Source organism: Streptomyces sp. NPDC005931 (assembly GCF_042871235.1).
GTDB lineage: Bacteria > Actinomycetota > Actinomycetes > Streptomycetales > Streptomycetaceae > Streptomyces.
On record NZ_JBIAIG010000003.1, the window covers coordinates 1 to 13,807 of the forward strand.

Genomic DNA, 13,807 nt, shown 5'->3' on the forward strand with positions numbered 1-13,807 from the left:
AAACGCCCGGTTACATTCCGAACCCGGAAGCTAAGCCTTACAGCGCCGATGGTACTGCAGGGGGGACCCTGTGGGAGAGTAGGACGCCGCCGAACAATCATTGAAAGGGTTGGACCCCGAACTTCGGTTCGGGGTCCAACCCTTTTTTGTTCTGCGTCACTTGACGTTCACATTGCGCAACCAGCATCCACCTCATGGGTACTGCTGCGCTGCTCAGGGCCGCCGGTGTCGGAGTCGGTGACGAGGTCGTCGTACCGGCCTTCGGGAACGCGGAGGTCGCCGAGGCCGTTGCTCTCGCGGGCGCGTTGCCGGTGTTCGCCGACATAGATCCGGTGACGTACTGCATCGAACCGGCTGCCGTGGAGGCGGTCATAACTCCGCGGACCGCAGCCCTCGTTGTCGTGCACCGCTTCGGCCGGCCCGCCGACCTCGGACGGCTGCACATGCTCGGCCGGCGGCACGGGCTGCTGGTGCTGGAGCGCTCGGAGACCGAGGCGTCGTACGACGAGATAGCGCGGAGACGCGAGCGGGCTGCCTACCTCGACGCCAAGTTGCGGGGCGTGAGGACGCCCGACGGCGGTGACGGGCACACCTACCAGCAGTACGTCGTGCGGGTGCCCGGGAACGGGCGGCCCGACCGGGACGCTTTCGCACGCGCCGTGCGGGCCAGGGGAGTTGACTGCCGGGTGCCCGTCAAGACGCCAGTGCACCGGCTGCCCGAGTTCCGACGCTGTGTGTCCCTGCCCGAGACCGAGCGGGCTGCCGACGAGACGCTCTCTCTGCCGGTCGACGGTTCGCTGACCAAGCGGGACATGCAACGGATCGCTGCCGCGTGCAATCAGCTCGGCGGGCTGCTGCAACCGGCGTTCTGAGCTGGTTGGGAGCACGGCAGTGTTCAGGGTATGATCTATTCCGTTGCCGCGAGGGAAACCTCGAAAGCGACCGGCCCCCATAGCTCAGTCGGCAGAGCGTCTCCATGGTAAGGAGAAGGTCAACGGTTCGATTCCGTTTGGGGGCTCTGACAGAGGCCCCGCCCCATCCGGGCGGGGCCTTTTTCGTGCCCGGGTGCTAGTCCACGTGGAGGCCCGGGACGCGCATCGCGAGGATCGCCATGTCGTCGGACGGGGCGTCGGAGGCGAAGCGTTCCACGGCGCGCATGATGCGAGCGGCCACCGCGCCGGCGGTCAGACCGGTGCACGTGGTGAGCACCTCGGCGAGACCGTCGTCGCCCAGCATGCGGCTGCCCTCACGGCGCTCCGTGACGCCGTCGGTGACACAGAGGAGGACGTCGCCGGGGTCGAGGGTGACCGTCTCCTCGTAGAGCTCCAGGTCCTCGATGACGCCGAGGAGCGGCTGGGGCTCGGCAGCCGGTTCCACGGTGCCGTTCTGGCGCAGGCGCAGCGGTAGGGGATGGCCGGCGCAGACCACCTTGAGCTCCGCGCTGCCGTCCTCCTGGGGACGCAGCTCACCGTAGAGCAGCGTCAGGAAGCGGCTGCGGGCGCCCTCGTCGAGGATCGCGGAGTTCAGGCGCTCCAGGACCGCCGGGCCGCTGAGGCCCTCGCGGGCCAGCAGACGCAGGGCGTGCCGGGCGAGGCCGGTGACCGCCGCGGCGTTCGGCCCCGTACCGCAAACGTCTCCGATGGCGAAGCCGTAGACACCGTCGCTGATCGGGAAGATGTCGTAGAAGTCGCCGCCCACTTCGTTGCCCTCGCCGGCCGCGCGGTAGATGACCTCGACCTCGACACCGTCGATGCTCGGCTGGTCCGGGGGCAGGAGGCTGCGCTGGAGGGACTGGCTGATCGCCGTGCGCTCGGAGTAGAGGCGGGCGTTGTCCAGGGCCAGGGCGGCCCGGCGGGACAGGTCCTCGGCGAGTTCCAGGATCTCCTGGCGGAAGTGCTCGTCGGTCGGCTTGCCGAGGGTCAGCATGCCGATCACGCGGTTGCGGGCGACCAGGGGCAGCACCACCGTCTCGCCGCCCACCGCGGCGGCGGTGGCAAGGGTGGGGCCGATGCCCGGGGTGACCTGGCGGGTGGGGCTGCCGCCCAGGCCCAGGCTGCGCATGGAGCTGCGCAGGGCCGCCTGGTGCGCCACCTCACCGGGCGCGGACCACACGCGGGCGCCGGGAGTGGGCACCGGGTCGGGTGGCGGGATCTTCGACAGCAGCGACTTGATGCCGTCGATGAGCTCCTCGTCCTCGTGCAGCACGTAGGAGAGATACGGATCGGAGGCCTGGTCGGCGATCGTGTAGACGGCGCACCAGGTGGCCAGGGTCGGCACTGTCATCTGGGCCATCAGCGCGAGCGTCTGGTCGCGGTCCAGGGTGCCGGCGAGCAGGTCGGACGCCTCGACGAGGAAGCTCAGCGAGCCCCGGCGCAGACGTTCCAGCTCGCCGAGACGGGCCGACTCGACGGCCAGGGCGATGCGGTCGGCCGCGAACTGCAGGCGCAGCGCCTCCTCGTTGGAGTACCTGCCCGGCGCCTCGGCGGCGACGCCGAGGGAACCGGTGAGGCGGCCCTCGACCTTCAGCGGGACCGTGACGACCGAACGCATGCCGGTGCTGTTGAGCAGGGGGACCGCGCCGGGGACGGCGGTCAGGTCGTCGTGGACGGCCGGCATGCGGGCGGAACCGTAGCGGCCGGGACCCGCCTCCACGGGGACGCGGGCGAAGCGCTGGCGGGCGGAGGGCAGGCCCGTGGAGGCGCGCACCTCCAGCTCCGTCTCGTCGTCGGTGGCGAGCAGCAGGAAGGCGGCGTCGCCGTCGAGCATGTCGCGGGCCCGTTCCACGGTGCGCTGGAGGAGGCCGTCGAGGTCGTCCGGGGCGGGGGAGCCGATGAACACCTCGAAGGGGTCGGTGCCCTGGCCCTCGGAGGAGCCGGACGCGTCCGAGGACGGCCCGCGCGAGGGGGTCTGGAGCACCGCCCGCTCGTGGTCCCGCACGACGAGGCAGACCGTCGACGGCTCGCCCGAGGTGTCGCGGACCCGCAGGTGGGAGGCGTAGACGGGGGTTACTCGGCCGTTGGCGCCCCTGACGCCGTAGCTGCCCTCCCAGCGGGAGAGCTGGAGCGCCTCGGCGATGCCGGTGCCGGTGCCGGGGGTGTGCGGCCAGGCCGCGAGGTCGGTGAGCGGCTTGCCGGTGACCTGTTCGGCGGTGTAGCCGAACAGCTCCTCCGCGTCCTCGTTCCAGGAGCTGATGGTGCCGGCCCGGTCGATCTGCACGACGGCGACCCGGACCCGGCTGTCGGCGAGAGGGAGCAGGTCGGCCGGGAGGCACGGGCCGGCCGCGCGGGTCCCCACGGGGCGCTGGGGCAGGTCGAGCTGGAACCAGACGGTCTTGTGGGTCGGCGTGTACTCCACGCCCCAGCGGCCGGCGAGCGCCGCACAGAGCTGGAGGCCACGGCCGCCCTCGCAGTCGGGGCTGCCCATGTTGACGGCGGACGACTGGACCGGGATCTCCCGCTCCGGATACCGGTCGGACACCTCGATCCTGGCGCCCTCCTCGCTGCGCAGGCACAGCACGTCCGCGGCGGTGCCGGCGTGCACCACGGCGTTGGTCACCAGTTCGCTGGTGAGCACCACGGCGTCGTCGACGATGTCACCGAAGCCCCAGCCCTGAAGGATGTCGCGCACGAAGGAACGGGCGCTTGCGACCGATCGCCCGACGGGCTCGAAGCTGGCGGCCGCACGCGCGGTGATCACAGAACTCCCCGACCGGTTGTCGACGGACATGGTTCCATGGCCGTCCGGTTCGCGCCGCTGCTGCGGCAGGCCTTCCGTCGGCCGTGGTTCCGGGGGTTGCTCCCCCGGGATCAGTCCGGTGGTCATGTTGTGCGGCCGCCCTCCGATGCCCGCTCGACTCCGTGCCACCGCCCAGGCCGGACGGACCGGTGCGGCTGGACAGCCGCATGCAAGGTTACTTACCTTCGCGCCCCCAGCGGATGCCGGTCGACGGTGTTTCCGTCCGGAGGGGTGCGACATCCGGAAGGTGTGCGGACGATGTGCGAAGCTGCCGAACTGTTATGGCCTGGTTCGGCATGGATGAAACACTGGGCAGGCTTGTTGTGAAGGTCCGGGCGGACCGGGTGTTTTCCGCGGTGGGTGGGCAGCAGCCTCCTGGCGGCGCCCTGGCATGCCGCGCGGGCATCGCAGTAGTACAGGAACGAGCAGCAGTAACAGGTACGCCCGGTGGTCGTACCCGAGCACAGCAGTAACGGTCGACCCCTGCGGGAGGGACACAGTGGAGTCTGGCGCAGCGACGCGGGGCAACAAGACGCGCGCGAAGGGCGGACCGTCCCTGAGTAGCCCCGGGAAGGCGCGGGGTGGGACGACCGTGGTGGACACGGTCGCCCTGAACCGGCTGTTGGTCGCTCTCGTGGCCATGCGGGACGGGAACTTCCGCAAGCGACTCACGGTGTCCGGCGACGGCGTGATGTCGGAGATCGCGGCGGTCTTCAACGAGGTGGCCGACCGCAATCTGCACCTCACGGGTGAGCTGTCGCGGGTGCGGCGCATGGTGGGGCGGGAGGGAAAGCTCACCGAGCGGCTGGAGACCGGGGCCTGCGAGGGCTCCTGGGCGACCGCGATCGACAACTCGAACGCGCTGGTCGACGACCTGGTGCGGCCCGTGTCCGAGGTCAGCCGGGTGCTGTCGGCCGTCGCGGAGGGTGACCTCTCGCCGCGCATGGAGCTGCGCACCCAGGCCCCGGACGGCAGCGGGCATCCGCTGCGGGGCGAGTTCCTGAAGGTCGGGCGCACCGTCAACAACCTGGTCGACCAGCTGTCGACGTTCACCGACGAGGTCACCCGGGTGGCCAGCGAGGTGGGCACCGAGGGCAAGCTGGGCGGTCAGGCGCGGGTGCGCGGCATGTCCGGCTCCTGGAAGGACCTCACGGACTCCGTCAACACCATGGCGGAGCGGCTGACGGCGCAGGTGCGCGACATCGCGCTGGTGACGACGGCGGTCGCGCGGGGTGATCTGTCGCGCAAGGTCACCGTGCACGTCGAGGGCGAGATGCTCGAGCTGAAGAACACCGTCAACACGATGGTGGACCAGCTCTCCGCCTTCTCCTCCGAGGTGACGCGGGTGGCGCGCGAGGTGGGTACCGAGGGCGCGCTGGGCGGCCAGGCGCAGGTGCCCGGGGTGGCCGGGGTGTGGAAGGAGCTCACCGACTCCGTCAACACCATGGCCGGGAACCTCACCGCCCAGGTGCGCGGTATCGCCGAGGTGACGACCGCGGTCGCCAACGGCGATCTGTCGCGGAAGGTGACGGTGCCGGCGCGCGGCGAGGTCGCGCAGCTGGCCGAGACGATCAACCAGATGACCGAGACGCTGCGGATCTTCGCGGACGAGGTCACGCGTGTCGCCAACGAGGTCGGTGCCGAGGGGCGGCTCGGCGGTCAGGCCAACGTGCCGGGTGCCGCGGGGACCTGGAAGGACCTGACGGACTCCGTCAACACGGTATTCCGCAATCTCACCACGCAGGTGAGGGACATCGCGGCGGTGACGACGGCGGTGGCCAACGGTGATCTGTCGCAGAAGGTCACCGTGGACGTGGCCGGCGAGATGCTGGAGCTGAAGAACACCGTCAACACGATGGTGGACCAGTTGTCCGCCTTCGGTGCCGAGGTCACGCGCGTGGCCCGGGAGGTCGGCGTCGAGGGCGAGCTCGGCGGCCAGGCGCAGGTACCGGGGGCGGCCGGAACGTGGAAGGACCTCACCGACTCCGTCAACACGGCGTTCCGCAACCTCACCGGGCAGGTGAGGAACATCGCCCAGGTGACGACGGCGGTCGCCAACGGTGATCTGTCGCAGAAGGTCACCGTGGACGTCTCCGGCGAGATGCTCCAGCTGAAGAACACCGTGAACACCATGGTGGACCAGCTGTCGAGCTTCGCCGACCAGGTCACGCGGATGGCGCGGGACGTGGGCACGGAGGGGCGACTGGGCGGTCAGGCCCGCGTGGACGGCGTGTCCGGCACCTGGAAGGAGCTCACCGACTCCGTCAACTTCATGGCCGGCAACCTCACCTCCCAGGTGCGGCAGATCGCCCAGGTGACGACGGCCGTCGCGCGCGGTGACCTGTCGCAGAAGATCGACGTCGACGCGCGCGGGGAGATCCTGGAGCTGAAGAACACCATCAACACGATGGTGGACCAGCTGTCGTCGTTCGCCGAGCAGGTCACCCGGGTGGCCCGTGAGGTGGGCACGGAGGGCCGCCTGGGCGGTCAGGCGCAGGTGCCCGGTGTGGCCGGCGTGTGGCGGGACCTGACGGACTCCGTGAACGGCATGGCGGGCAATCTCACGGCCCAGGTCCGCAACATCGCGCAGGTCGCGACCGCGGTGGCGCGCGGTGACCTGTCCCAGAAGATCACCGTGGACGCGCGCGGGGAGATCCTGGAGCTGAAGAACACGCTGAACACGATGGTGGACCAGCTGTCGTCGTTCGCCCAGGAGGTCACCCGGGTGGCCCGTGAGGTGGGTACGGAGGGCATTCTCGGCGGGCAGGCCGAGGTGCAGGGTGTCTCCGGTACCTGGAAGGACCTCACGCAGTCGGTGAACGGCATGGCGAACAACCTGACCCTCCAGGTGCGGAACATCGCCGAGGTGACGACCGCGGTCGCCAAGGGCGACCTGTCGAAGAAGATCACCGTCGACGCCAAGGGCGAGATCCTCGAGCTCGTCACCACCGTCAACACGATGGTGGACCAGCTGTCGTCGTTCGCCGAGCAGGTCACCCGGGTGGCCCGTGAGGTGGGCACCGAGGGCATCCTCGGCGGCCAGGCGCACGTGCCGGGTGTCACGGGCATCTGGAAGGACCTCAGCGACAACGTCAACCTGATGGCCAAGAACCTGACCACCCAGGTGCGGAACATCTCCCAGGTCTCCGCCGCCGTCGCCAACGGCGACCTGACGCGGCAGGTGAGCATCGAGGCGCGCGGTGAGGTCGCACAGCTCGCCGACACGATCAACACCATGGTCAAGACGCTGAGCGCGTTCGCCGAACAGGTCACCAAGGTGGCCCGTGAGGTGGGCACGGACGGCATCCTCGGCGGTCAGGCGCAGGTCCCGGGTGTGGCCGGTACGTGGAAGGACCTCACCGAGTCCGTGAACCAGATGGCGTCCAACCTCACCGGCCAGGTGCGCAACATCGCCATGGTGACCACGGCCATCGCCAAGGGCGACCTCACGAAGAAGATCGACATCGACGCGCGCGGGGAGATCCTCGAGCTGAAGACCACCATCAACACGATGGTCGACCAGCTGTCCTCCTTCGCCGAGGAGGTCACGCGCGTGGCCCGGGAGGTGGGCACGGAGGGCCAGCTGGGCGGTCAGGCGCGCGTGCGCGACGTGGACGGCACCTGGCGGGACCTGACGGAGTCCGTGAACGAGATGGCCGGGAACCTGACCCGGCAGGTGCGTGCCATCGCGCGGGTGGCGACCGCGGTCACGCGCGGCGACCTGAACCTGAAGATCGACGTGGACGCGTCCGGGGAGATCCAGGAACTCCAGGACTACATCAACAAGATGATCGCCAACCTGCGCGACACCACGATCGCGAACAAGGAGCAGGACTGGCTCAAGGGCAACCTTGCGCGGATCTCGGCGCTGATGCAGGGCCGCCGGGACCTGGACGACGTGGCCTCGCTCATCATGAGCGAGCTGACGCCGGTGGTCTCCGCCCAGCACGGCGCGTTCTTCCTCGCCATGCCCCTGGTCGACGGCGAGGACCTGAGCGCGGCCGACGACGACCAGTTCGAGCTGCGGATGCTGGGCTCGTACGGCTACTCGATGGGCTCCATGCCGACGTCGTTCCGGCCCGGCGAGGGGCTGATCGGGACGGCGGCGACGGAGAAGCGCACGATCCTGGTGGAGAACGCCCCCAGCGGCTACCTGAAGATCTCCTCGGGGCTCGGGGAGGCGCCGCCCGCGCAGGTGATCGTGCTCCCGGTGCTGTTCGAGGGCAAGGTGCTCGGTGTCATCGAGCTGGCGTCCTTCACGCCGTTCACGGCGATCCAGAAGGACTTCCTCAACCAGATCGCCGAGATGATCGCCACCAGTGTCAACACCATCTCGGTCAACACGAAGACGGAGCGGCTGCTGAAGCAGTCCCAGGAGCTGACCGAGCAACTGCGAGAGCGTTCCGCCGAGTTGGAGCAACGGCAGAAGGCCCTCCAGGCGTCCAACGCCGAGCTGGAGGAGAAGGCCGAGCTGCTGGCGCGGCAGAATCGCGACATCGAGGTGAAGAACACCGAGATCGAGGAGGCGCGGCAGGTCCTGGAGGAGCGTGCCGAGCAGCTCGCCGTCTCCATGCGCTACAAGAGCGAGTTCCTGGCCAACATGTCGCACGAGCTGCGCACCCCGCTCAACTCGCTGCTGATCCTGGCCAAGCTGCTCGCCGACAACGCCGAGGGGAACCTCTCCCCGAAGCAGGTGGAGTTCGCCGAGACGATCCACGGCGCCGGCTCGGACCTGCTCCAGCTGATCAACGACATCCTGGACCTGTCGAAGGTCGAGGCGGGCAAGATGGACGTCTCCCCGACGCGTATCGCGCTCGTCCAGCTCGTGGACTACGTGGAGGCCACGTTCCGGCCCCTGACCGCGGAGAAGGGCCTGGACCTGTCGGTGCGGGTCTCCCCGGAGCTGCCGGCCACCCTGCACACCGACGAGCAGCGGCTGCTCCAGGTGCTGCGCAACCTGCTGTCCAATGCGGTGAAGTTCACCGATTCCGGTTCGGTCGAGCTGGTGATCCGCCCCGCCCGTGACGACGTGCCGCGGCAGATCCGGGAGCAGTTGCTGGAGGCGGGGTCGCTGACCGACCCGGACGCGGATCTGATCGCGTTCTCGGTGACGGACACGGGCATCGGCATCGCGGCGAGCAAGATGCGGGTGATCTTCGAGGCGTTCAAGCAGGCCGACGGCACCACCAGCCGCAAGTACGGCGGTACGGGACTGGGGTTGTCGATCTCCAGGGAGATCGCCCAGCTGCTCGGCGGGGAGATCCACGCGCAGAGCGAGCCGGGCCGCGGCTCCACCTTCACGCTGTACCTGCCGCTGCACCCGAGCGAACTGCCTCCGCACGGCTACCAGCAGGCCATGCCCGCCCTGGAGGTCGGCGACCTGACGGCGCCGAGGGCCGAGCGGCCCGGCGCGGAGATCGAGACGCCGGCCGAGGTGATGTCGTACCGCGACACGCAGAACGGGCCGGCCGCGCTCTTCCGTCGCCGGCGCCGGATCGCGCCGCAGCCCGAGCAGCGGCCCGTCCCGGAGCCGGAGCAGTGGCCGAGCGTGGAACAGGAGCCGGCGCCCCGGTCGCACCGCGGCATCCGCCTCGGCGGGCAGAAGGTGTTGATCGTCGACGACGACATCCGCAACGTCTTCGCGCTCACGAGCGTCCTGGAGCAGCACGGCCTGTCGGTGCTGTACGCGGAGAACGGCCGCGAGGGCATCGAGGTGCTGGAGCAGCACGACGACGTGGCGGTCGTCCTGATGGACATCATGATGCCCGAGATGGACGGGTATGCGACGACCACGGCGATCCGCAGGATGCCGCAGTTCGCGGGGCTGCCGATCATCGCGCTGACCGCGAAGGCGATGAAGGGCGACCGGGAGAAGGCGATCGAGTCGGGCGCCTCCGACTACGTGACCAAGCCGGTCGACCCCGATCACCTGCTGTCCGTGATGGAGCAGTGGATGCGGGGGGAGTGAGGGCGGCGCCGAGGGGCGCGCGACACCAGGGCGGGCTTCGGCCTTCGTGCGCAGTCGCCGACGCGGTGCGGGCGAAGCCGTGTAGAAGTGCGGGAATCGGGGAACCTTCTGGTCTCCTGCTGCGTTTCTGCTACGTGCACAGTGACATCGCGGTGACAGGGTGTGGCGACGAGCGGGGTGCGGCTACGATGACCGGCACAAGGACGGGCGGCGCAAGGGAGTCGTCCCCTGGGGCGGCACCCGCCGGTGCTTTCCCAGGTCCTGCGGACAGGGGAGCCCCCAAGCCGGGGCGAGGAGGGCGGGCCATGGTGCAGAAGGCCAAGATCCTCCTGGTCGATGACCGGCCGGAGAATCTGCTGGCGCTGGAGGCGATCCTCTCGGCGCTCGATCAGACGCTGGTGCGGGCATCGTCCGGAGAGGAAGCGCTCAAGGCGCTGCTCACGGACGACTTCGCGGTCATTCTGCTGGACGTCCAGATGCCGGGCATGGACGGTTTCGAGACCGCGGCGCACATCAAGCGGCGCGAGCGGACCCGGGACATCCCGATCATCTTCCTCACGGCGATCAACCACGGCCCGCACCACACCTTCCGTGGCTACGCGGCCGGCGCGGTGGACTACATCTCCAAGCCGTTCGACCCGTGGGTGCTGCGCGCGAAGGTCTCGGTCTTCGTGGAGCTGTACATGAAGAACTGCCAGCTGCGCGAGCAGGCGGCGCTGCTGCGGCTCCAGTTGGAGGGCGGCGAGACGTCCGGCGGCGACCAGGCGAAGGAGCCGGCCGGCCTGCTCGCCGAGCTGTCGGCGCGGCTCGCGGCCGTCGAGGAGCAGGCCGAGGCACTGACCAAGCAGCTCAACGACGAGTCGACCGACGCGGCCGCGGTGGCCACGGCGGCTCATCTCGAGCGCAAGCTCACGGGGTTGCGGCGGGCGCTGGACGCGCTGGAGCCGGGCACCGGCAGCGCGTCCTCCCTCCCCTCGCCGAACTGACGCCGGGCGCTTGGGCATTGCTCTGTCGCCCGGCTTCCGTGTGAAGAGTCCTGCGCATGAGAGCGTGTCAATTCGGCGCCGCGACAAGAGCGACACGAACGGGTGAAGCGTCCGCCACGCGTGTCCCCTGCCGTCTCCACCGGTAACCTCACACCCATGGCCTCACGTCCCTCCGCAGCCAAGAAGCCGCCCGCGAAGAAGGCGGCCGCTTCAGCGAAGGCCCCGGCGAAGAAGGCCGCTGCCAAGAAGGCCCCTGCGAAGAAGGATCCCGCCCGGAAGGCCGCGGCGAGGAAGCCCGCGCCCAAGCCGGCACCGAGTCCGACCGGTGGGGTCTACCGGCTCGTGCGCGCACTCTGGCTCGGCCTGGCCCATGCCGTCGGCGCGGTCTTCCGCGGCGTCGGGCAGGGCGCGAGGAACCTGGACCCCGCCCACCGCAAGGACGGTCTCGCACTGCTGCTGCTCGGCATCGCGCTGATCGTCGCCGCCGGCACCTGGGCCGATCTCCAGGGTCCCGTCGGCGACCTGGTGGAGATCCTGGTCACCGGTGCCTTCGGCAGGCTCGACCTGCTGGTGCCGATCCTGGTCGCGGTCGTCGCCGTGCGCCTCATCCGGCACCCGGAGAAGCCGGAGGCCAACGGCCGGATCGTCATCGGCCTGTCCGCGCTCGTCATCGGCGTGCTCGGCCAGGTCCACATCGCCTGCGGCTCGCCGGCCCGCAGTGCCGGCATGCAGGCGATAAGGGACGCCGGCGGCCTGATCGGCTGGGCGGCGGCCACCCCGCTGTCGTACACCATGACCGACGTCCTGGCCGTGCCGCTGCTGGTGCTGCTCACGGTGTTCGGACTGCTCGTGGTCACCGCCACGCCCGTCAACGCCATCCCGCAACGCCTGAGGATGCTCGGGGTGCGGCTCGGGCTGGTGCACGAGCCGGTGGCGGAGGACTTCGGCGAGGACGACGAGCGCTACGAGGAGCAGTGGCGCGAGGCGCTCCCCTCGGGCCGCCGTCGGCGCGGACCGGTGCCCGAGGAGTACGACCCCGGCACGGCCGAGCAGGAGGCGCTGTCCCGCAGGCGCGGCCGGCCGCGCCGGTCCGCCGTGCCGCAGCCCGACATGAACCGGCCCCCGGACGCCGTGGACGTCGCCGCCGCCGCGGCCGCCGCGCTGGACGGTGCCGTGCTGCACGGGATGCCACCCTCCCCGGTCGTCGCCGACCTCACCCAGGGCGTCAGCGCCGGGGACCGCGAGCCGACCACCCCGGTGCCCGTCCCGGCCGCCCGCCCGCAGCGGGAGCGGGTGAAGCCCGGCGCGCCCAGGCAGGACGGGAACGGCGTCCCGGACCTGACGAAGACCCCGCCCGCCGAACCCCGGGACCTGCCCGCCCGCGCGGAGCAGCTCCAGCTGTCCGGTGACATCACGTACGCCCTGCCCTCGCTCGACCTGCTCACCCGCGGGGGCCCCGGCAAGGCGCGCAGCGCTGCCAATGACCTCGTCGTCGGGTCGCTCACCACCGTCTTCACCGAGTTCAAGGTCGACGCCCGCGTCACCGGCTTCACCCGCGGGCCGACGGTCACGCGCTACGAGGTGGAGCTCGGCCCCGCCGTGAAGGTCGAGCGGATCACGGCGCTGACCAAGAACATCGCGTACGCCGTCGCCAGCCCCGACGTGCGGATCATCAGCCCGATCCCCGGCAAGTCCGCCGTCGGCATCGAGATTCCCAACACCGACCGGGAGATGGTCAACCTCGGCGACGTGCTGCGGCTCGCGGAGTCCGCGGAGGACGACGACCCGATGCTGGTCGCCTTCGGCAAGGACGTCGAGGGCGGCTACGTCATGCACTCGCTGGCGAAGATGCCGCACATGCTGGTCGCCGGCGCCACCGGCTCCGGCAAGTCCTCCTGCATCAACTGCCTGATCACCTCGATCATGATGCGGGCGACGCCCGAGGACGTCCGGATGATCCTGGTCGACCCCAAGCGCGTGGAACTCACCGCGTACGAGGGCGTCCCGCACCTGATCACGCCGATCATCACCAACCCCAAGCGGGCGGCCGAGGCGCTCCAGTGGGTGGTGCGCGAGATGGACCTGCGCTACGACGATCTGGCCGCCTACGGCTACCGGCACATCGACGACTTCAACCGCGCGGTGCGCGAGGGCAAGGTCAAGCCGCCCGAGGGCAGCGAGAGGGAACTCCAGCCGTATCCGTACCTGCTGGTGATCGTCGACGAGCTCGCCGACCTGATGATGGTCGCCCCGCGCGACGTCGAGGACGCGATCGTGCGGATCACCCAGCTCGCCCGCGCGGCCGGCATCCACCTGGTGCTCGCCACGCAGCGGCCGTCCGTCGACGTCGTCACCGGTCTGATCAAGGCGAACGTGCCCTCCCGGCTGGCGTTCGCCACCTCCTCGCTCGCGGACTCGCGGGTCATCCTCGACCAGCCCGGTGCCGAGAAGCTGATCGGCAAGGGCGACGGGTTGTTCCTGCCCATGGGCGCGAACAAGCCGACCCGTATGCAGGGCGCGTTCGTGACCGAGGAGGAGGTCGCCGCCGTCGTCCAGCACTGCAAGGACCAGATGGCGCCGGTCTTCCGGGACGACGTGGTCGTCGGGACGAAGCAGAAGAAGGAGATCGACGAGGACATCGGCGACGACCTCGACCTGTTGTGCCAGGCGGCGGAACTGGTCGTCTCCACGCAGTTCGGCTCGACCTCGATGCTGCAGCGCAAGCTGCGCGTCGGCTTCGCCAAGGCGGGGCGTCTGATGGACCTGATGGAGTCCCGCAACATCGTCGGACCGAGCGAGGGTTCGAAGGCTCGTGACGTTCTTGTGAAGCCTGACGAGCTGGATGGCGTGCTCGCGGTGATCCGGGGGGAGTCTGAAGGGTAGGGAAACGGGAGACGGTGGTCGTCTCACGGGTCGGGACACGGCACCCGCGTGGTCGATCGTGACCCACCTGTAAGAGATCATTGAGCAACCGTTTCCCCTCGCCGCACGTCAAGTTGAGCGAAGCGACAAACACCTGCCCCAGCATCGGGATGTCGGGCCATTCCGATGGCGTACAAAGTCCCGTCGCCCGGTTGCCCCACCCTCTCGTACCCCTCCTAGACTGAACCTCCAGCAC

At 69.9% G+C, this 13,807-nt stretch carries 5 protein-coding genes, 1 tRNA gene and 1 rRNA gene; 6 read left to right on the top strand and 1 reads right to left on the bottom strand.

The genetic code is table 11. The features are described from left to right. The 3 genes from rrf to ACFYOV_RS07715 form a co-directional block, all read left to right on the top strand. Positions 1–95 (top strand): 5S ribosomal RNA (rrf, locus tag ACFYOV_RS07705); the annotation flags it as partial. Between the two features lie 114 nt (positions 96–209). Continuing rightward, positions 210–872, top strand: coding sequence for a DegT/DnrJ/EryC1/StrS family aminotransferase (locus ACFYOV_RS07710; protein WP_389085581.1), 663 nt, complete (start codon positions 210–212; stop codon positions 870–872). A 73-nt stretch (positions 873–945) separates the two neighbouring features. Further along, positions 946–1,018: transfer RNA gene (locus tag ACFYOV_RS07715), tRNA-Thr, on the top strand. A gap of 50 nt (positions 1,019–1,068) precedes the next feature. Here ACFYOV_RS07715 and ACFYOV_RS07720 read toward each other — a convergent pair. Then, the gene (locus ACFYOV_RS07720) at positions 1,069–3,822 is read right to left on the bottom strand and encodes a SpoIIE family protein phosphatase (protein WP_389084151.1); all 2,754 of its coding nucleotides are present in this window, start codon (positions 3,820–3,822) and stop codon (positions 1,069–1,071) included. Between the two features lie 412 nt (positions 3,823–4,234). Between ACFYOV_RS07720 and ACFYOV_RS07725 the strand changes: the two genes are divergently transcribed. The 3 genes from ACFYOV_RS07725 (at position 4,235) to ACFYOV_RS07735 (ending at position 13,572) form a co-directional block, all read left to right on the top strand. Further along, positions 4,235–9,703, top strand: coding sequence for a HAMP domain-containing protein (locus ACFYOV_RS07725; RefSeq protein ID WP_389084154.1), 5,469 nt, complete (start codon positions 4,235–4,237; stop codon positions 9,701–9,703). A gap of 305 nt (positions 9,704–10,008) precedes the next feature. Beyond that, positions 10,009–10,689, top strand: coding sequence for a two-component system response regulator (locus tag ACFYOV_RS07730; protein ID WP_389084156.1), 681 nt, complete (start codon positions 10,009–10,011; stop codon positions 10,687–10,689). A gap of 156 nt (positions 10,690–10,845) precedes the next feature. Then, entirely contained in the window at positions 10,846–13,572 is a 2,727-nt protein-coding gene (locus tag ACFYOV_RS07735; protein ID WP_389084159.1) for a DNA translocase FtsK, read from the top strand. Positions 13,573–13,807: the final 235 nt, after the last annotated feature.